The organism is uncultured Haliea sp. (assembly GCF_963973825.1).
Lineage (GTDB): Bacteria > Pseudomonadota > Gammaproteobacteria > Pseudomonadales > Halieaceae > Haliea.
The window spans coordinates 139538-158339 of sequence record NZ_CAXBAE010000001.1 but is presented as its reverse complement, the minus strand read 5'-3'; the positions used below and the strand labels follow the sequence as shown (position 1 = coordinate 158339).

Below are 18802 nucleotides of genomic sequence, written 5' to 3'. Positions count from 1 at the left end.
GCTAGTGACAAACTTACGCTGCGCTCCAGTTTGCCCCAGAGCACGGCGTTATGGTTCCTAATCATATGGCCCACCTTCGTCGCATTCCACTCATGGTTTTACTCATCGGTTTGATTTCAAATCACGCAATAGGAGATCCCCAAAACTGTAGTGGCGCTCATCTGAATACACTCGAATTGGGCGGAATCGGGGAGATTGACTACGACGAGCCAATTTCACCTATGGAACTAACGAGGCGAGCGCTGGAAGAGAGTGCGCAAGACATGCTGTATCTCTCCGACGTAAAGCCGTTACCCGGAGAAGAATCAGCTTACCTATCTGCGGCTATGGGATATCTGAACGGGGAAGAAAGCAGCAGCTATTCGTGCTTGCTGGGGAATTGGAAGGAAGGAGATAAGCTTCTACCATTTAGAGAAGTGGGAGAAAGTACAGAGCGAGCTGGATATGTTCTTTTCAGGGAAGGCAAGGCAATTGTGTTTCTCTATCAGAGAGTCATAAATGTCTAGCCTCGGAACCATAACAAGTTGCGGCAGTCTGCCCATGGCGGGGCCGGACACGCAAACCGCTACACGGTTTTCGTGCCGATGCGCAAGGCGTTATGTTTACTCGGGAAACTCACAGAGCTACCATGGCTTGTGAGTCTTAGTTGACGAGGAAGGGCATATGTCAGATGCTGCGAATGTTCTTATAGATCAGGCACTTGAGCTTCCCGCTCTGGAGCGGGCAGTGGTTGCTGAGCAGATCCTTTTGAGCCTGGATAAGCCTGATGCTGAGCTTGATGCTATTTGGGCGTCAGAAGCCGAATCAAGGTTGTCTGCCTATAGAAGCGGCCGAGAACCCGCCGTTCCCCTCGCTGACGTCTTTAAGACATCCTGAGGTGGAGATAAAACTTCTCAAGCTCGCTCAGCTCGAGTTTGAAGAGGCGGTGACCTACTACGAGTCAGAACAAATCGGTCTTGGAGGCAGATTTCGTAGTGAGGTTCTCCGTTCTATTTCTCGTATACAACAGTTTCCGATTGCTTACCAACAGTTCAGTCCAGGGACACGGCGATGTCTAATCGCCAAATTCCCGTACGGTATCATCTATCACTATAGTCCGGAGCAAGATGAAATTGTTATCGTGGCAATTGCTCATCTTCACCGCCGTCCTGACTATTGGGTATCTCGTGAGTCTTAAACATAACAAGTCAAAGCAGTTCGCGGCTAAAGCCGCCGGACTCACGTGCGCTCGTCGCTGTTTGCGGCGTTATAAGTAAAAACAGCCTATCGAAATGAGAGAATATTGAGTAAATAATGCTTGAATTTCTTAAAGATCTGCTAAGGGAAGGCATTGGCGCAATCGTCAAATTCGTGATTGCTTTCGGTGTAGGCACTGGGGCTGGCGCAGTTGTTTGCTGGTACTACGGCATTCCCTTAGGGTTTTCTATTATCGGGGGTATTCTCGTGCTTGGGATTGCACTTGCCTTAATGTCGGAATCAGGTTTTCTTTCCTAAAGGCTTCGAGTATCCATTTATCAAGCATGCGCTTTCCAGCATCATCCGCTACAAAAAAACCGGTATCAGAAATCATGGTGAAGGCGAAAAACATAACAAGTAGGTCAACTCGTTCGCCTTTGGCTTACTGGGACGTTCAACACTCCGCGGCACCGCGCGCATGCCTTCGGCATTTTTGCGCAAGCTGTCGCTCCATGTTGAACGCCCGTTACCATGGGCGTTCAAATACGCCACCAACCATTGTCGCTGTTCGCCGAGGGAGTAAATGAAGTTAGAGTGACTTCAGCGGGGCTAAGGCTTATGCTCCTAGACTTCGTCAGTCAAGGAGCGCGCGTATGAAATTCAGTTTTCCCGCCAGTCTTTTTATTGGGGCGCTGTTGATTTCGCTCATGCCTGCAAGCGCTGCCGCCGAAATCGCTGCACCGGAAATTGTAGTTGGTGACCTGAGTGTTAGCTGCGCCGAAGATCCGGCCTGTATGAACCGCTTTCACCCCGATATTCCAATGATTGCGGAAGCAGCACCCGGCCAACGCATCGTTTTTAACAGTCGTGATGCTTTCGATTTGACTCTCGACCCGGACAAGTTTTCAAGCGCGAAGGCCAATCCCCGGAAAGGTGTCGGAATCGTCCATGCATTGACTGGACCGGTCGCTATCAAAGGAGCCAAAGCGGGCGACGTGTTGGCCGTAACCATCGAAAGTCTCGAGCCTGCCAAGGTCGGCTGGACTCAAGCCGGGCCATTGGGTTTTGCCGCCGACCAATTTGGAACCGACGAGCTCTTTGTAGTCTGGCGTTTAAGCGAAGACTATGCGGTTAGCGACGCTCTGCCAGGTGTGCGTATTCCAAACCGCAGTTTTCCAGGTGTCGTGACGACTCTGCCAGACAAGGAATTACTCGCGGTCGTGCTCGCACGCGAAACACAACTGCTCGAATTGGGCGGCACCGTATTCAACCCGGACCCTGACGAGGCCAAGCCTGCATCGTTGTGTGGAATTGGGTCAAGTAAATCGTCTGAGTGCCTGCGAACGGTTCCACCGCGAGAGCACGGCGGGAACATGGACATCCGCTACATCACGACTGGCACCACCGTTTATCTGCCATGCCCGGTTGATGGTTGCGGGCTCGCGGTTGGCGATTTTCATTATGCGCAGGGCGATGGAGAAGTCGCCGGAACAGCGATCGAGATGGGCGGTAGTATGACTGTCACCGCTCGCATAGCCGAAAACCCGCCGAATCTGTTTCATGGCCCTCACTACGAGGGTCCCGCGTCGGTGCTGACAATTCCGTCGAATCGATTCTACGCCGTTACCGGTATCCCGGTGAAAGACGCAGGCGTCGTTCCATCATATCTCGCCTATCTGGACTCCCCGAAAATTGCGGGTCTAACCAATCTGTCCGGCAGCATCAATCTTGCGGCTCGGAACGCTCTGGCCGCCATGATTGACTACATCGTGTCGGAATATGGTTATGATCGAGCTCAGGCTTATATTATCGCAAGTGTTGCCGTTGATATGCGGATCGCGCAACTTGTGGATGTCCCAAACGTTGGTGTGACTGCCGTGCTGCCGTTGGACATTTTTGTCGGGCGCGACTAGTGCAATTTGCTGATGGTTCGAGCGGCCGCCGTTGGCGGATAGCCGACGTTTGAGTTGCTTTTGGTGAAGCGGGTGCGCTCAGATAGAAGGTTTGCGGCACAGTGCCCCATAACAAGTCATTGCGGCTGACAAGTGACCCTGCCGGTGTCCTGGCTATCGCCAGAACCTCGTCAGCCTCAATCGGAGCTGGATGTTGGCGTTGGGCGGCAAAGGCCCACTTTCGACGCTCCCCGCGTGGAATTGTCTGCAGGACGGTTTTGTTCCATGCTCCTGATTTAGAGATTGACAATCAAAAAACGATGACGTTATTCGAAGTAAACGGAAACATAATATAGCGAACACCTATGTGTTTTAGGGTTTTTCAGAAAGCTGCGATTGTCTTGGTCGCTGGGGCGCTGTTGGTCATCGCGTTGCTGGCGTGGCCCCTACCGGAAGCGCCGCAGGACGGAATATCGGGTTCGTTCTTGATCCGGGATGTGTCTATTGTGGATGTTGAATCGGGGCTTGTGACCTCGCTCCAGAGCGTCTTGGTCGTTGATGGGAAGATAGCATCGATAAGCGCGACTGGTTCCATCGATCTGGACGGTGCCACGCGTGTTGTGGATGGGACTGGAAAGTTCTTGATTCCCAGCCTGTGGGATATGCATACACATTCCACAAAACTTGCTCCGGTGCATCAACATCCCTTGTTGATCGCCAATGGCATCACTGGCGTTCGCGACCTGTGGGGATGCATGAACAAGCCGGACCCTTTTTTTGCATGCATTGAGGATCGCCAAGCTTGGAATGAGGCCACTGCCAATCAGGCCGGATTGTCTCCGCGCTACGTCGGACAGAGCAGCTTCCAGATCAACGGTGGCAGTGAGGTGCCCAAAGGATTCCCGGACTATTTCAAGGCACGCAACCCATTGGAGGCTCGGCAGTTGGTCGCGTTCTTTGCCGACGCAGGCGCCGACATACTAAAGGTCTACTCGGAAATTTCTCCCGCAGCCTATTTCGCGCTGGCGGACGAAGCGCGGGCTAGAGGTCTGTCGCTGGAAGGGCATCGCCCACTCAAGGTCTCACTGGCGGACGTATTGGCAGCCGACCAGCGCAGCGTTGAACACGCACGCCTTTTTCTTTTCGAGTGCTATCGAGGCGCCGATGAGTTCAGGGCACTCAATGACCCATTGGGCGCGTATACCCCAGTTCTACGAGCACGTTTGGTTGACGAACACGACTCCGAGCGTTGCCGGCTATTGATGCAACAATTTGCCGAGTCAAATACCTGGTGGACACCAACACTGCTGACCTTGCGGATGGGCGCTATGGCGGGTGACTCCAGTTTTCGCACGGACCCGCGATTGAAGTACATTCCCGACCTGTTCTTGCAGCTCATGTGGGAACCCGACGCAGATAGGGCGCGGGATAGTGGCAGTGATGCTTCTGGTCGCAATGTCAATGCGGAGATGTATCGCCTCGCACAGCAACATGTGGGGCAGGCACACGCAGCGGGAGCAAATCTGCTCGCCGGAACGGATGTGTTCGATACGTACATATTTCCCGGATTCAGCGTGCATGAGGAATTGGTGGAACTGGTCGCTGCTGGCCTGTCCCCAATAGATGCCTTGAGAACGGCGACTATCAACGCTGCCACCTTCAGCGGCGTCGAAGATGAATTCGGATCGATCGAAGAAGGCAAGGCTGCCGACATGCTCCTTCTTAATGCCGATCCAACGCGCGACATTCGCAGCACTCAGAAAATCGAAGGCTTGTTTTTCAATGGGCAGTACTATGAGCGCTCGGCCCTGGATCGCCTTCTTGAGTATGCCGAGCAACAAGCCGGGAGCTGGCGCACAAATCTGCACATACTTTGGGCTGCCGTGCGGAGTCCCTTGCTACGTGTTCAGCTCGCAGATTAGACATTGACGTGTTGGTGCCGTCCAACACATCGTTAGTCATTACAATTAGGAGTGTTTCTAAACGTGACCCGCACATATAACAAGAAGCGGCAGTGCACCGCTGGTGAGCCGGACGGCGAAACCGTTGCCCGGTTTGGCCGCCGCTGCGTCAGGCGTTAGGTGTCCGTATGGCAGTCGCACTGATTCTTCCAAACCCTGAGTACGAGCAAAGCTACGGCGCATACATCGTCGAACTGGGCGATGAGGAACGCTACCCGTTCCCATTGGATTTCGAGCACAACGACTTCGCGGCGCTCCTGCGTCGTCTTGATGATTTCACTAAGGGGATCAACATTCCTGAGGGATTTGTCCCGAGTTCAACGTTCTGGCTCGTTGAGGGCGGCGAGATCATCGGCGTCTCGAACCTGCGCCACTATCTGAATGAAAGAATCAGGCATTGTGGTGGCCACATAGGATTGGGCATTCGGCCGTCGTATCGAGGCAGGGGTCTAGGCAATGTCCTGATGGCCCTCACAATCCAAGAGGCGCGAAAGCGGGGGATCGGAGAGCTTCATATCCATTGCCACAAAGCCAATGAGGCGTCGACTCGAATGATCATCAGCAATGGTGGAGTGTTGGATTCGGAAGTCGAGGATGGGGAACCAGCAGAAATTTTTCGAAGATATGTGGTTGCGGCCACTTAACGACGCGTTCCAGTGGGGCGGGATCAACAATTTCTGTCATTGAACGGGGGTGAATAGATCCTGGAGTAGAGCGCGCCAAAGTGCTCGCCAGGGCTCTTAAGTGCTATCGGTCGGTGCTCGTATCTTCCGAACGTTAGTGCAAGGTTGGCGGGGTTACCATTCCCGCCGTCAACCGGACGATGGCATCGGCCGGCATCTCCTTGCCGCATGGAACGTTACGACTTCGGTTCTGAAAGTTGGTGCGGTTACGGGGTCCTGTAAGCCAACCTATGTCCCAAGGGGTGTCGATTCGATCGTAGCGGTCTGTAGTGCGAAGAAAGTTTGCCTTCTTTTCCTCGGTGCGGTCATATAGACCAGTCAGCTGTGGCTGTTCAGCTTGAAGCGTTACGCGTTTTTTAGGAGAGCGGAGAAATGTTCACTGGCGGGTGTCATTGTGGGGCCATCAGGTACTCGCTCTCAGCGATGCCATTCGATTCGGACTACTGTCATTGCTCGGACTGTCGTCGAACAATCGGCGCGCCGTTTGGCGTGTGGATGGATTATAAGGTTGAGCAGATTGAATGGACTCGAGGCGAACCGAAAGAGTACAGGTCATCCGAGAAAATCCGACGGGGCTTCTGTTCGGACTGTGGTACCTCTCTCACGTATCGTCATCTGGAATACGCAGACTACCTAACGGTAAGCGTTTCGAGCCTCGACAATCCCAATTTAGTCGTACCGCGATACCACATCTACACAAGTCAAAAAGTGGAATGGCATAGGGTAGATGATTCGCTACCGAAATACGCTGACAGTCGGAGCAGCGGATAACCAGTCCATGTTGGGCACAACGTTCAGTTGGCGCCGTTCAAGGTGCCAAGCTGCAGAATGTGGCTGGCGTAATAGTTGGGAGCTGAAATGATCCGAGGGAGTTGTCATTGTGGTGCCACGGGCTGGCAATTTGAGGGTAAGCCAGATGATGCGACTATTTGCAACTGCACGGTGTGCAGACGGTACGGTGTCTTGTGGGCCTATGATTTCGAAGATGAAGGTATCAGGGTCAGGGGGAGTACGCAGGTTTATATCCGGGGCGATTCGATCGAGTTTCACTTCTGTCTAGTCTGCGGTTGCGTAGTGTGCTGGCGTGCTCAGCGAAAGGATTCGGAAGGGCGTCGCCGCATCGCGGTAAATCTACGTCTCGCGGAGCCACATGATGTGGCCGATATTCCTATAGATCGTTTCGATGGCTTGAGTGCATTTCAAGACCTGCCTCGAGATGGTCGTTGCGTGGCTGACTATTGGTTTTAGGGGGCTTGGTGCGCAACCTGCGTCGTCGGTGGCTTGTCGCGCCACAGTAGCCTCTTTATTCGCACGATATGTTTTCCTGAGTTTTTCACCGTATGCGGTAGCTTGTCTGACGTGGAAGATAGATGCCCGACTGAGTGGAGTTGCAGGTGAAGCGCAGGGCAACTCACCGTGTGTTTGTGCGCCGCGAACAGGTGTGCTATCCACAGGGTTTTCCCACTACCGGAGCGGTAATGCCAATGTTGAAAATCATCAGTTTCGCAGCGCTGTTGTACATGAGCTCAGCCGCTTCTGCTGACTCAGACGCGGTGAGCGAGGCTGCTGAACTGATCAGGGTAATGGGTTTGGAGCAGGGCTTTGAGCCAACCATGTCTCAGATGCTGGAGGTCCAGCTGCAACAATATCCAGCCATGGTGCCGTATAGACATGTTTTGCTTAAGTTCTACGGCGAGCACATGAGTTTCGAGGCACTGAAACCCGATATTCTGAGACTTTATGCCGAAGCCTTTACCGCCGCTGAGCTCAGGGAGATTCGTCACTTCTACCAGACGGAAGTGGGTCGGAAGGTGATTGCCACGATGCCGATGCTCATGGCAAAGAGCGCGGAACTTGGATCAGCCCACCTGCAGGACAACATGGGTGAACTGTACGCAATGATCGATGAGGTCGCTGCGTCGCCGCTGCAGGAACCGCGCCCGGAGAATGATGCAGGGCGCAGGTTCCCTGGTCGTCCGCCATCTGATGAACCGTTCCCCGAAATGGCGGAAACAGACCTGTCAGAGCTTCCCCGAGAGGCGATGAGTCACGCCGAGATTGCGGAAGTGAACAAGCGATGTGAAGGCTACCGCTATGGCATGCACGGGTATCCCGATGACCAGGCGCTCGCCGTCAAATGGTGCACCCAGTCAGCAGAACTGGACAACCCCTATGGGCAATCGATACTAGGCGCCCTGTATTACAACGGGGCTGGCGTGCCGCAGAGTTATCGCGATGCCTTGTACTGGTTTACCCTGGCGGCCAATCGAGGGATGCCCTACGCCTCGTTCGTTCTGTTCCAAATGTACCAGCGTGGTCAAGGGACGGAAATCGACCAAGACACGGCGTTTATGTACCTTTCAAGGTCGGCCGAGCTCGGCGGTGAAGAGGCAAAAAATGTTTTCGCCGAGTTCAAGGCCCAGGTCCAAGTTCCTGATCCCTCGGAGGACGAAATACAGAAGCTTCTGGACACTCAGGGTGTGGCGAAATTTGCCCCCACGTATCCGCTCGCGGCGCAGGCCTTCGGCATTGAAGGCTATGTGATCGTGGCGTACTGTATTGGCGTCGACGGGCGTCCAATGAATATTCGAGTGATTGAGTCTGTCCCCCAAGGGCTTTTCGATGAAGCGTCCATCGCGGCCACGGAAAACTTCCACTATGCGCCGACACTGGAAGATGGTGTAGCGGTTGAAAGGCATGGGGTTCAGAACAAGTTCACATTCAAATTGGACCCCCCCGCTGATTAGGTGCTTTTTTGGGTGGTGCCACTGCGGCATAAGGCAATACCTTCGTGATCAATCACCTCGGTCGCCGCACCGAGGAAAAATTGCAGAAACACTTCGATGAGGCATAAGCCATGAGGGCAAGTTGCTTGTGTGGTGGTATCAGGTTCGAGATTGAGGGTGATTTCGTGTACGCCGGCTACTGCCACTGCAGTGAATGCCAGAAGTTTTCCGGCTCGGCCAACTCGGTATTCGGCGGCTTGAAAAAAGAGCAGCTAACCGTTGTGCAGGGTAGGGAGTTGATGAGTTACTACGTCAAGTATCCCGGTTCCCACGTCGCCTTCTGCAGCCGTTGCGGTTCCTGCCTGTTGAACGAAAAAGTCGACTGGGATACCACCAATATTCGTCTGGGCCTGCTGGATGACCTGCCGACGAAGGAGCCGGATTTTCATGTGTATGTCGCATCCAAGGCCCCCTGGCATCATTGGCAGGATAATTTGCCGAAGTACGATGAGCTGCCTGAGTAACATTCGGTCTCCACGATGGCGGAGGCGGGATAGTGTGCTGCGTTCGTCTCTGGAGGGGCGCGAATCTGGGTTTCCGTAGCATGACGGATGGATGGGAGAGTTGAAATGAAAGGGACGAGGCTTGGATTCGGGCTGCTTCTGTGTATGGCAGTCACTGTGGGTTTCCGCGGCGCGCCCGTTTGGGCAGCAGCCGAGAAGCCCAACATTCTTCTCATCATGGTGGACAATCTTGGCTACGGTGAGCTGGGTGTCTATGGTGGTGGAGCGCTTCGAGGCGCGCCCACGCCGCACATCGACCACCTCGCGGCGGAGGGAATGCGCCTGACAAACTTCAATGTGGAGCCGCAGTGCACGCCCAGCCGCTCCGCGCTGATGACTGGTCGTCATCCGATTCGCTCTGGCACCACGAAAGTGGTCTGGGGCATGCTGTACGGTCTGACGCAATGGGAAAAAACCCTGGCTGAGCTGCTCTCGGAGCAGGGGTACGCCACGGGCATGTTTGGCAAGTGGCACCTCGGGGATACTGTGGGGCGCTTTCCTACTGACCAGGGCTTCGACGAGTGGTACGGGATTGCCAACACCACGGACGAGGCGCAGTACAGCACGCAATTCCAGTACGACGCAGAGGTTGGTCTCAAGCCCTTTATCCAGCAGGCCAGGCGCGGTGAGGTCCCTGAAAATGTCATGCCCTACAATCTGTCAGTCCGTCGCGAGATCGATACCGAGCTGACACGGCGGGCGATCGATTTCATGCAACGAAAGCGCACGTCGGAACAGCCGTTCTTTGCGTTTGTACCACTCACCCAGGTGCACCTGCCGACCCTTCCACATCCGGATTTTGCGGGTGTTACCGGCTATGGTGACTTTGCGGACAGTGTCGTGGAGATGGATCATCATGTCGGGGACCTGCTGGATACGGTGGAAAAGCTGGGTATCCGTGACAACACCATCGTGATATTTGCCAGCGACAACGGACCCGAGGAAGTGCCGGCTTACCACGGCACGTCGGGCTACTGGCGAGGCCACTATTTCACCGCCCTGGAGGGTTCATTGCGGGCCCCTTTTATTATTCGCTGGCCTGCACGGGTTCCCGTCGGAAAGGTGAGCAACGATATCGTGCATATCACTGACCTTCTTCCTACCTTTGCGCGCGCGGCCGGTTACAGCGTTCCTGATGACAGATTGATAGATGGTGTGGACCAGTCAGAACTGTTTTTCACCCCCGAGGGTCGGAGTGTGCGTGAAGGTTTCCCTGTGTACAACGGTGACGAGTTGTATGCGTACAAATGGCGCGACTGGAAAGTGCACTTTGTGGAGCTGAACAGCATGTTCGGGGCGCCGCAAAAATTGAACATTCCACACATATATAATGTGATCAGGGACCCGAAGGAAGATTTCAATATTGCACCTGACGCCACCTGGGTGCTACCTGTTGTAATGTCGCAAGTTATAGACTTCCAGCAAACGCTGGCGAAGGAGCCCCCCATCATGCTGGGTACACCGGATCCCTATCGACCAGCGCGCGACCCGGGCTAGACCCGATGATCGTCAGCTCAGGCAGCCTGCATGGCGAGAAACGCCAAGGGAGATGATGTGGTGCCACCAGCGCCCCCTCTGGCTGTGGTGCGGGGGTCGTATCGCCATGTCGATGCGGTTTTCGATGCCGTGCGGGCGGCCACTTCAGAGATGCACCGCCTGGGTATAGCGCAATGGGACGACGAATACCCGAGCAGGGAAGTCCTCTCTGCCGCGGTGGAGAACGGGTCTCTGTTCCTGTGTATGCAGGGGGGTAAAGTCGTCGTGGGGGCTGGCCTGGATGCTGTGCAGCCGCCGGAGTATGCGTCGTGCAATTGGCGTCATGGCGTGTCCGCCCTGGTGGTGCACCATCTGGTTGTGCATCCCGACTATTGGCGAATGGGTTATGCAGGGCGTTTTATGGAGTTTGCCGAGCGCTACGCCAGCTCCCTTAAGCACGATGCTATGCGTCTGGATGCCTACTCAGCCAATGCGGCTGCACTCTCACTGTATCGCTCGCGCGGCTATCGGGAGGCGGGTGAAGTGGTGTTCCCGCGGAGAACTCGTCCTTTTATCTGTTTCGAAAAAAAGCTGGTTCACAGCGAGCGCGAGGGATAGTCATGCAGATCAGGGAGGACGACCTCACCGCCAGTGAAGTAATCGAACTGCTGCAGGAGCATCTGCGCAACATGCACGAATGGTCCCCGCCAGAGAGCGTGCACGCGCTGGATCTGGAGCGGCTGAAGCAGCCAGGGATCACGTTCTGGACGGCCTGGGAGAACGGGCTCTTGATGGGTTGTGGGGCGTTGAAGGAAATCGATCTCACGCACGGAGAGATCAAATCGATGCGAACGCCCTCGGCCAGGCGCAGGCGTGGTGCCGGGCGGGTGTTGTTGCAGCACATCATCGCCGTTGCGCGACACAGAGGCTATCGGTTGCTGAGTCTGGAGACCGGCAGCCAGCCCGGCTTCGCGCCCGCGAGAAAGCTGTATGAGAGTCATGGGTTCATCTACAGTGGCCCCTTTGCGGGATACGAGGATGACCCCCACAGCCAGTTCATGCAGCTCAGTCTTTGAGAGCGGCTCGGTAAAGAGCCTGTCTGGCGCTATCATGCACGCAAGTCTTCCAGGGTCCGGCCCACGCGTTTCGCGTCCTGCTCATGGGCCTCGTCGCGCCAGGTTTCCGCCAACGCAGCGGCGTACCACGCCTGCATGCCGGGCAGGGCCAATACGCGTTTGACGTAGTCGTTGCAGGCCGTGGACAGCGACAATCGGTATGTTTGCAGTCGGAAAACCACGGGCGCGTAGAACGCATCGACTGCAGAAAAAGCGGATCCGGCGAGAAACGGGCCGCCGAAGCGCTCAAGCCCCTCCATCCACAGCGAGTCAATGCGCTCAAGGTCGCGTTGCAGGAGGGCGGGTACGTCATGTAATTGAACGCGGATGCCACAGTTCATGCTGCACACATCGCGCAGAGCCTGGAATCCTGAATGCATTTCCGCGGCAGCGCAGCGTGCCCAGGCGCGGGCAATCCCATCGGCGGGCCAGACGGCAGGCACCTGTTCCGCGAGATACTCGGTGATCGCCAGCGAGTCCCATACGACGGTGTCGCCGTCATGCAGGCAGGGCACCTTGGCGGTGGGGGAAAAACTGGCAAATGCGTTGCCCGCATCGCCGCTGCCAAACGGCACCAGGTGTTCCTGGAAAGGGATGTCCAGTACGCGCAAAAGCAGCCACGGCCGCAGCGACCAGGAGGAGTAGTTCTTGTTGGCGATATACAGTTGCAGCATGGGCGCCTCCGCTGGTTGTGGGCATGCTGGTGCAGCCTGAGGCCTGGCCGGCAAGTGTGCAAGATGTGACCCGGCAGAAAGGAGCCAGGCGCACAGATAAAGATTTATACCGGCCGCAACTGAGCCTAGAATGGCGGGAGCGATCGCGAGGAACCTATCCATGACCGGCACAGCCGCCCGCCAGAAACTCAGCCGTGAACAGTTGCAAGCGCACTGGATGCCCTACACAGGGAATCGCCAGTTCAAGCGCGACCCGCGCATGATCGTGGCGGCGGAAGGCGTCCACTTTATCGATGACACCGGTCGGCGGGTACTTGATGGGCTGTCCGGTTTATGGTGCTGCGGAGCAGGGCATAACCGTCCGGAGATCGCTGAGGCCGTGCAGCGCCAGCTGCTCACTCTGGACTACGCACCTGCCTTTCAGTACGGGCACCCCGGGGCCTTCGAATTGGCCAACCGCGTTAAAGCCCTCACGCCCCCGGGGCTGGACTATGTGTTTTTCACCAACTCCGGCTCGGAAGCCGCCGACACGGCGCTGAAAATGGCCCGCGCCTACTGGCGGCTGAAGGGGCAGCCCGCGAAGACCCGGCTGATCGGGCGCGCCAAGGGTTACCACGGCGTCAACTTTGGCGGCATCTCGGTGGGAGGCATCGGGCCCAACCGCAAACTGTTTGGCCCTGCTGTGGAGGCGGACCACCTGGCACATACCCTGTCGCCGGATACCCTGTTCAGCCGCGGTATGCCGGCGCAGGGCGCCGCGCGTGCGGACGAACTGCTGGAGCTGATCGCTCTGCACGACGCCAGTAATATCGCCGCGGTCATCGTGGAACCCATGGCGGGTTCTGCGGGTGTGATTCCACCCCCCGTGGGCTATCTGCAACGCCTGCGCGAGCTGTGCACGGCGCATGATATTCTGCTGATATTCGATGAGGTGATTACCGGCTTCGGCCGCTGTGGTGCAATGACCGGTGCCGACGCCTTTGGTGTTATCCCCGACATCATGAACGTGGCCAAGCAGCTTACGAACGGCGCCATACCCATGGGCGCGGTGGTTGCCAAAGCCGAAATCTACGACACCTTCATGGCACAGGGCGGGCCCGACTACATGCTCGAGTTCCCCCACGGATACACCTATTCCGGCCACCCGGTGGCCTGCGCCGCGGCTCTCGCGGCGCTGGACATTCTGGAGCAGGAGCAACTGCCGCAGCGGGTCGCGCGCCTGGCGCCGTACTTCGAGGCTGCCCTGCACCAGTTGCGGGGTGCACCCCATGTGGTGGATATACGCAACTACGGTTTTGCGGGGGCGCTGCAGCTGGCGCACTATCCCGGCGAACCCGCGCGACGTCCCTTTGAAGTGGCCATGCGTATGTGGGAGAAGGGCTTTTATGTGCGCTATGGGGCTGACACTGTGCAATTGGGTCTGCCCTTCGTGATTGAAGAGGCCCAGATCGACAGTTTGCTGGCAGCCCTCGGCGACGCCCTGCGCGAACTGGCTTAGCGGGAGTACGCCCCCGAGAAAGACTGTTGCCTACCGTGCCCGACCTTAACCTGTTGCAACTGACCCTGACCGCAGCGGCCGTGAGCCTGCCAACCTTCGGCTGGGTGATGCTGGGGCTGGCGCTGCGGGTACTGGGCTGGTTGCAACCCCGGCACGTGCAGGCCATCTCGAAATTTGCTTTCAACGCCGCCCTCCCTGTGCTCCTGTTTATCAGCGCGGCGGGGGTGGATTTCGCGGCGCTGGGTGGCGCGACATACCTCCTGGCCGGTGTGCTGGCAACACTGCTGACGCTGTGCCTCAGCTGGCTCTATGCGCGCTGGCGGGGTTTTGCGCGGCCTGTCTTGGGTGTGTTTGTGCAGGCCGGCTTTCGCTCCAACCTGGCGATACTCGGCTTCGCCCTCTGTCATGCAGCCTACGGTGAGCAGGGCTTGAGTCTTGCCGCCTTGCCGGTCGCCGTGATGACAGCGCTCTACAACGCGCTGGCCGTCTGGGTGCTGCAGGTGACGCACGGCGGTAGCCGCTCGTTTCTGGGCCTGCTGTACGGGCTGGTTCGCAACCCGCTGCTGCTGGGTATTGGCGCAGGCATGTTATATGCCGTATCCGGCATACCACTGCCGGGCTTTACGCCCGTTGTCAGTCAGCTGTTGTCGCAGGGTTTCCTGCCGCTGGTGCTGGTGAGCATCGGCGCTGCCATGCGCCTCTCGCTACTGCGCAGTGCCGGTTCAGTCACCTGGGAAGCGGCGGGCTGGCGGCTGCTTGTAGGGCCCACACTTGGCGTGCTGTTGGCGCTGCTGCTGGGTGTGGCGCCCATGCAGTTGGGCGTGCTGTTTCTGCTGCTGAGTTCGCCGGTGGCCGCGGCGAGTTTTGTGATGGTGGTCGCGGCGCGGGGCGATGGCACTCTGGCATCCAATATGATTGTGCTCACAACGCTGCTGTCCATTCTCACCGTAACCGCCGGTTTTGCCCTGTTGGTGGTGCTCGGCCTGGCAGCGGTTCCGCTCTGACCTGCGCCACGGGTGCGGGTATAATCCGGTTTTTTGCCTGGGGGAGAAACCGTGACAACTGCGACAAGGCCACTGGAAGGGCTGCGGGTAATAGAACTGGGCCAGCTGCTGGCGGGGCCCTTTGCCTGCACAATACTCGGGTATTTCGGTGCCGAAGTGATCAAGGTGGAGGCGCCCGGTGGCGACCCCATCCGCGGCTGGCGGGTGGTGCAGGACGGCACCTCACTCTGGTATCGCAGCCTGGGCCGCAACAAGAAAAGCGTCACACTCGACCTGAAGAGTGAGCGCGGCCGGGAGCTGGTCCTGCAGCTGCTGGATAGCGCCGATGTGCTGGTGGAGAACTTCCGCCCGGGGGCGATGGAGGAGTGGGGTCTTGGCCCCGAGGTGGTCAAGGCGCGTAACCCAGGGCTGGTGTACGCCAGGATTTCAGGCTACGGCCAGACCGGGCCCTACGCCAGCAAACCCGGATACGCATCGGTGACTGAGGGCTTTGGCGGTTTTCGCTATATCAATGGCGAGCCAGGCAAGGCGCCAGTGCGACCCAACATCAGCCTGGGTGACACCGTCGCGGCACTGCATGCAGCACTGGGCATCACCCTGGCGTTGCTGCAACGGGTAAAACCGGGCGGCGAGGGGCAGGTGGTGGACGTAGCGCTGTACGAGTCTATTTTCAACCTGCTGGAGGGCATGGTGCCCGAGTACGACGGCGCCGGCGTGGTGCGCGAGCCCTCGGGCACCACGGTGACGGGTATCGTACCCACGAACACCTACCGCTGTGACGACGGCAAGCACGTGGTTATCGGCGGCAACGGCGACTCCATCTTCAAGCGCCTGATGACGGTAGCGGGGCGCTCCGATATGGCGGCGGACCCGGCGCTCGCGGACAATGCCGGCCGGGTGCGTCACGAGGCCGAGATCGACAAGGCGCTGGGGCTCTGGTGTGGCCAGCATTCCTCGACCCATGTGATCAATGTGCTGGAGGAGGCCCGCGTGCCGGTGGGCCCGATCTACTCCGTTGCCGACATGCTCAACGATCCCCAGTACCAGGCCCGCGGGCTGTTTGAGCAGGTAGAGATTGACGGCAAACCGCTGAAAATTCCCGCCATCATGCCGCGCCTCGCCGGGACGCCCGGACGCACGGAATGGCCCGGCGGCGATCTTGGCAGCCACAACCGGGATGTCCTGCAGGGGTTGCTGGGCCTGGACGACGACGAGCTGGCGCAGCTTGCCGCGGATGGGGTGATTGCCCCGGGCTGACCAGTGCGGCCTAGCCGGTCTTGTCCAGGGCTGCGTGCGTCGGGTTGCTGAACACCAGGCTGCCGTCATCCAGCGGTGCGTTCAGCAGGGTTTTGCGGTCCCTGCGGTAGTCCTGGGAATTGCGCCAGGGGTCGCGGTCCCCCTGTTTCGGAAGCAGGTGCAGCGCGCGCTGTATGTAGCCAGCACTGAAATCATCTAACCAGGGGCGCGCCGGCATGTCCTTGTCGGCGGGTCGCAATGTGGGCGTGACCTGCGCGACACCGCGGCGGTCCATGTGGTTCAGCAGGCGGCCGACAAAGCGGGCGGTGAGGTCGGCGCGCAAGGTCCACGAGGCGTTGATGTAGCCGTAGGTGTGGGCCATGTTAGGCACCCCGGAAAACAGCATGCCGCGCCAGGTCCAGCACGCCCCGAAATCGACTGCTTTGCCATCCACCTCGAAGGTGATGCCACCCATCACCAACAGCTGCAGGCCCGTGGCGGTCACGATGATATCAGCCTCCAGCGTTTCACCGGACTGCAGGCGGATACCGGTTTCCGTAAAGCGGTCGATGTGGTCGGTCACGATGTCCGCCCGGCCGCTGCGCAGGGCGGCATACAGGTCGCCATCGGGCACCAGGCAGAGGCGCTGGTCCCAGGGGTTGTAGGCGGGGGTAAAGTGTTTCTCGATGTCGAAGTCCGGCCCGAGGGACTTGCGCAGCATTTTCAGTAGCTGTGCCTTTACCTGCTCCGGCTGGGTGCGGCTCTTCCTGTACACCCACTGCTGCAGCATGGTGTTTTTCCAGCGTGTGATGGCATAGGCCCAGCGCTCGGGCAGGCAGCGCCGCAGCAGGTTGGCCAGCTTGTCGCGATTGGGGCGCGATATGACGTAGGTGGGCGAACGCTGCAACATGGTGACGTGGGCCGCGTCCCGGGCCAGTGCCGGCACCAGCGTCATGGCGGTCGCGCCAGAGCCGATGATCACCACGCGCTTGTTCCGGTAGTCGAGGTCCTGTGGCCAATGCTGGGGGTGCACCAGGGTGCCGCGGAAGCGGTCCTGTTCGGGGAACGCCGGCGCGTGTCCCTGGGCGTAGTTGAAGTAGCCCGAGCAGAGCAGCAGGAACTGGCAGCTGAAGCACTCTTCGCGGACCGCGCCCTGTTCATCCGTGACAGCGACGTCCAGCGTCCAGCGGGCTGTTTCAGTGCTGAAGCGCGCCCGCAATACCGTGTGTTGAAAGTGGATGTGTTCGCGCACGGCGTACTCATCCGCCGCGCTGTTGATGTACTCGAGGATCGATGCGCCATCGGCAATGGCGCGTTCGTGTACCCAGGGTTTGAAATCGTAGCCCAGCGTATGCATGTCGCTGTCGGAACGAATCCCGGGATAGCGAAACAGATCCCAGGTGCCACCCACCCGCGGCCGGCTCTCCAGCAGGATGACGCGCCGGCCGGGACACAGGGTTTGCAGGTGTACTGCGGCGCCGATGCCGGACAGCCCGGCGCCGACGATGATCACATCGGCGCTGTGCCCGCTGTTCGATGCTCGCATCGGCGCTCAGCCCCGGCCGAGTATCGAGCGCGCCACCAGTTCCCGCATGATTTCCGATGAGCCGCCGTAGATGCGCTGGATGCGCGCGTCCGTGTAGAAGCGGGAAATAGGGTATTCCACCGTATATCCGTAGCCGCCGAACAGCTGCAGGCACTCGTCGATGGTGTCGCACTGCATTTCGCAGGAGGCGAGCTTCAGCATGGCCGCCTTGTCGGCGGTCAGCTCACCGCGGCTGTATTCGTCGGCACACTGCTCGTACAACGCGCGGTTGAGGGCGATCTGCGTGCGCACGTCTGCCAGTTTGAAACGGGTATTCTGAAAGCTGCCAATGGCCTGGCCGAAGGCCTTGCGCTCCAGCACATAGTCCACGGTCAACGCGAGTGCGCCCTCGGCGGCGGCCACGGCCTGCGCCGCAATCCCCAGGCGCTCCCGGGGCAGCTCCTCCATCATGATCACGAAACCCTTGTTTTCCTCGCCGAGCAGTGCGTTGGCGGGCAGGCGCATGTCCTGGAAGAAGAGCAGGGCGGTGTCGGATGCGTGCTGGCCGATTTTCTCGATCTTCTTGCCGCGCTCAAAGCCGGGCAGGGTGGTGTCGACAAGGAACAGGGAGGTGCCCTTGGCTCCCTTGCCGGGGTCGGTAATGGCGGCGACGATAACCAGGTCAGCGTGCATGCCGTTGGTGATGAAGATCTTGGAACCATTCAGGATCCACCCGTCGCCGTCACGCACGGCATTGGTGCGTATGCCCTGCACATCGGAGCCGGCGCCCGGCTCGGTCATGGCCAGCGCGCCCACGGCGTCACCGCTGACCATTTTCGGCAACCAGTGCTGCTTCTGTGCTTCGGTCCCGTGGCGGGCCAGGTAGGGGGCGACGATATTCGAGTGGATGCCGAAGCCGGAGGCGAAGCCACCGAAGCCCATCCGCGACAGCTCTTCAATCAGCATCAGGGTGACGTGGGGCGTGGTGCCGGCGCCGCCATAGGCTTCGTCCATGTCAGCGCAGAGCAGGCCGGCTGCACCCAGTGTGCGCCACAGTTCGCGCGGCACCATGTGATCCTGCTCCCACTGTTCATAGTAGGGAGCGATTTCCTGTTCAAAGGCACGTCGGGCCATATCGCGAAACAGGGTCAGTTCGTCACTTTGCATGATCGGTTCTCCAAATCGAGGGTGGCGCAATGATAACCTCATGGGGTAGTGGCCGACCACTCATCGGGTGCTACACTACGTCGCAACCATAATCAGCAATGGAGAG

17 protein-coding genes are annotated in these 18802 nt (G+C 58.4%); 14 read left to right on the top strand and 3 right to left on the bottom strand.

Annotation, left to right across the window (positions count from 1 at the left end; all coding sequences use genetic code 11):
• Nucleotides 1–92 precede the first annotated feature (92 nt).
• The 11 genes from AACZ17_RS00710 to AACZ17_RS00660 all read left to right on the top strand — a co-directional run bounded on the left by AACZ17_RS00710 (nucleotide 93) and on the right by AACZ17_RS00660 (nucleotide 11553).
• Entirely contained in the window at nucleotides 93–506 is a 414-nt protein-coding gene (locus AACZ17_RS00710; RefSeq protein ID WP_290744115.1) for a hypothetical protein, read from the top strand.
• Between the two features lie 260 nt (nucleotides 507–766).
• On the top strand, nucleotides 767–1177 hold the full coding sequence (locus tag AACZ17_RS00705; RefSeq protein WP_290744109.1) for a type II toxin-antitoxin system RelE/ParE family toxin: 411 nt from the start codon (nucleotides 767–769) through the stop codon (nucleotides 1175–1177).
• Between the two features lie 116 nt (nucleotides 1178–1293).
• Nucleotides 1294–1494, top strand: coding sequence for a hypothetical protein (locus AACZ17_RS00700; RefSeq protein ID WP_290744096.1), 201 nt, complete (start codon nucleotides 1294–1296; stop codon nucleotides 1492–1494).
• A 335-nt stretch (nucleotides 1495–1829) separates the two neighbouring features.
• Complete coding sequence (locus AACZ17_RS00695) at nucleotides 1830–3089, top strand: acetamidase/formamidase family protein (RefSeq protein WP_290744080.1); 1260 nt, start codon at nucleotides 1830–1832, stop codon at nucleotides 3087–3089.
• A gap of 398 nt (nucleotides 3090–3487) precedes the next feature.
• Nucleotides 3488–4990 (top strand): amidohydrolase family protein, encoded by a 1503-nt coding sequence (locus AACZ17_RS00690; protein ID WP_290744074.1) that lies wholly within the window; start codon nucleotides 3488–3490, stop codon nucleotides 4988–4990.
• 167 nt (nucleotides 4991–5157) lie between these two features.
• Nucleotides 5158–5673 carry a GNAT family N-acetyltransferase gene (locus AACZ17_RS00685; RefSeq protein ID WP_290744067.1) on the top strand — a complete coding sequence of 172 codons (516 nt, stop codon included), beginning with the start codon at nucleotides 5158–5160 and terminating at the stop codon, nucleotides 5671–5673.
• A gap of 1523 nt (nucleotides 5674–7196) precedes the next feature.
• A complete protein-coding gene (locus AACZ17_RS00680) occupies nucleotides 7197–8459 on the top strand; it encodes a TonB family protein (RefSeq protein ID WP_290744060.1) in 1263 nt (420 codons plus the stop codon).
• Between the two features lie 110 nt (nucleotides 8460–8569).
• Nucleotides 8570–8962: a GFA family protein gene (locus tag AACZ17_RS00675; protein ID WP_290744053.1), complete on the top strand. Its 393-nt coding sequence runs from the start codon at nucleotides 8570–8572 to the stop codon at nucleotides 8960–8962.
• A gap of 105 nt (nucleotides 8963–9067) precedes the next feature.
• Nucleotides 9068–10498: an arylsulfatase gene (locus AACZ17_RS00670; RefSeq protein ID WP_290744048.1), complete on the top strand. Its 1431-nt coding sequence runs from the start codon at nucleotides 9068–9070 to the stop codon at nucleotides 10496–10498.
• Between the two features lie 30 nt (nucleotides 10499–10528).
• The gene (locus tag AACZ17_RS00665) at nucleotides 10529–11095 is read left to right on the top strand and encodes a GNAT family N-acetyltransferase (protein ID WP_290744042.1); all 567 of its coding nucleotides are present in this window, start codon (nucleotides 10529–10531) and stop codon (nucleotides 11093–11095) included.
• A 2-nt stretch (nucleotides 11096–11097) separates the two neighbouring features.
• Nucleotides 11098–11553 carry a GNAT family N-acetyltransferase gene (locus tag AACZ17_RS00660; protein ID WP_290744035.1) on the top strand — a complete coding sequence of 152 codons (456 nt, stop codon included), beginning with the start codon at nucleotides 11098–11100 and terminating at the stop codon, nucleotides 11551–11553.
• A 32-nt stretch (nucleotides 11554–11585) separates the two neighbouring features.
• Here the strand turns inward: AACZ17_RS00660 and AACZ17_RS00655 are convergent, their stop codons facing one another.
• Nucleotides 11586–12266 carry a glutathione S-transferase family protein gene (locus AACZ17_RS00655; RefSeq protein ID WP_290744028.1) on the bottom strand — a complete coding sequence of 227 codons (681 nt, stop codon included), beginning with the start codon at nucleotides 12264–12266 and terminating at the stop codon, nucleotides 11586–11588.
• Nucleotides 12267–12426: 160 nt separating this feature from the next.
• On the opposite strand from AACZ17_RS00655, the gene AACZ17_RS00650 reads away from it, so the two are divergent.
• The 3 genes from AACZ17_RS00650 to AACZ17_RS00640 are packed head-to-tail and all read left to right on the top strand — an operon-like array spanning nucleotide 12427 to nucleotide 16025.
• A complete protein-coding gene (locus tag AACZ17_RS00650) occupies nucleotides 12427–13764 on the top strand; it encodes an aspartate aminotransferase family protein (RefSeq protein WP_290744021.1) in 1338 nt (445 codons plus the stop codon).
• A gap of 35 nt (nucleotides 13765–13799) precedes the next feature.
• Nucleotides 13800–14768, top strand: coding sequence for an AEC family transporter (locus AACZ17_RS00645; protein ID WP_290744016.1), 969 nt, complete (start codon nucleotides 13800–13802; stop codon nucleotides 14766–14768).
• A gap of 51 nt (nucleotides 14769–14819) precedes the next feature.
• On the top strand, nucleotides 14820–16025 hold the full coding sequence (locus tag AACZ17_RS00640) for a CaiB/BaiF CoA-transferase family protein (protein ID WP_290744010.1): 1206 nt from the start codon (nucleotides 14820–14822) through the stop codon (nucleotides 16023–16025).
• 10 nt (nucleotides 16026–16035) lie between these two features.
• Here the strand turns inward: AACZ17_RS00640 and AACZ17_RS00635 are convergent, their stop codons facing one another.
• Complete coding sequence (locus AACZ17_RS00635; RefSeq protein WP_290744003.1) at nucleotides 16036–17550, bottom strand: NAD(P)/FAD-dependent oxidoreductase; 1515 nt, start codon at nucleotides 17548–17550, stop codon at nucleotides 16036–16038.
• Between the two features lie 6 nt (nucleotides 17551–17556).
• The gene (locus AACZ17_RS00630) at nucleotides 17557–18696 is read right to left on the bottom strand and encodes an acyl-CoA dehydrogenase family protein (protein ID WP_290743996.1); all 1140 of its coding nucleotides are present in this window, start codon (nucleotides 18694–18696) and stop codon (nucleotides 17557–17559) included.
• Between the last annotated feature and the right edge of the window lie 106 nt (nucleotides 18697–18802).

Excerpts from the sequence above, each read along its gene's own strand:
- AACZ17_RS00685 (WP_290744067.1), top strand. The coding sequence starts at position 5,158 with ATGGCAGTCGCACTGATTCTTCCAAACCCTGAGTACGAGCAAAGCTAC.
- AACZ17_RS00665 (WP_290744042.1), top strand. The coding sequence starts at position 10,529 with ATGGCGAGAAACGCCAAGGGAGATGATGTGGTGCCACCAGCGCCCCCT.
- AACZ17_RS00710 (WP_290744115.1), top strand. The coding sequence starts at position 93 with ATGGTTTTACTCATCGGTTTGATTTCAAATCACGCAATAGGAGATCCC.
- AACZ17_RS00670 (WP_290744048.1), top strand. The coding sequence starts at position 9,068 with ATGAAAGGGACGAGGCTTGGATTCGGGCTGCTTCTGTGTATGGCAGTC.
- AACZ17_RS00680 (WP_290744060.1), top strand. The coding sequence starts at position 7,197 with ATGTTGAAAATCATCAGTTTCGCAGCGCTGTTGTACATGAGCTCAGCC.
- AACZ17_RS00630 (WP_290743996.1), bottom strand. The coding sequence starts at position 18,696 with ATGCAAAGTGACGAACTGACCCTGTTTCGCGATATGGCCCGACGTGCC.
- AACZ17_RS00705 (WP_290744109.1), top strand. The coding sequence starts at position 767 with ATGCTGAGCTTGATGCTATTTGGGCGTCAGAAGCCGAATCAAGGTTGT.
- AACZ17_RS00655 (WP_290744028.1), bottom strand. The coding sequence starts at position 12,266 with ATGCTGCAACTGTATATCGCCAACAAGAACTACTCCTCCTGGTCGCTG.
- AACZ17_RS00660 (WP_290744035.1), top strand. The coding sequence starts at position 11,098 with ATGCAGATCAGGGAGGACGACCTCACCGCCAGTGAAGTAATCGAACTG.
- AACZ17_RS00695 (WP_290744080.1), top strand. The coding sequence starts at position 1,830 with ATGAAATTCAGTTTTCCCGCCAGTCTTTTTATTGGGGCGCTGTTGATT.
- AACZ17_RS00700 (WP_290744096.1), top strand. The coding sequence starts at position 1,294 with ATGCTTGAATTTCTTAAAGATCTGCTAAGGGAAGGCATTGGCGCAATC.
- AACZ17_RS00675 (WP_290744053.1), top strand. The coding sequence starts at position 8,570 with ATGAGGGCAAGTTGCTTGTGTGGTGGTATCAGGTTCGAGATTGAGGGT.
- AACZ17_RS00650 (WP_290744021.1), top strand. The coding sequence starts at position 12,427 with ATGACCGGCACAGCCGCCCGCCAGAAACTCAGCCGTGAACAGTTGCAA.
- AACZ17_RS00635 (WP_290744003.1), bottom strand. The coding sequence starts at position 17,550 with ATGCGAGCATCGAACAGCGGGCACAGCGCCGATGTGATCATCGTCGGC.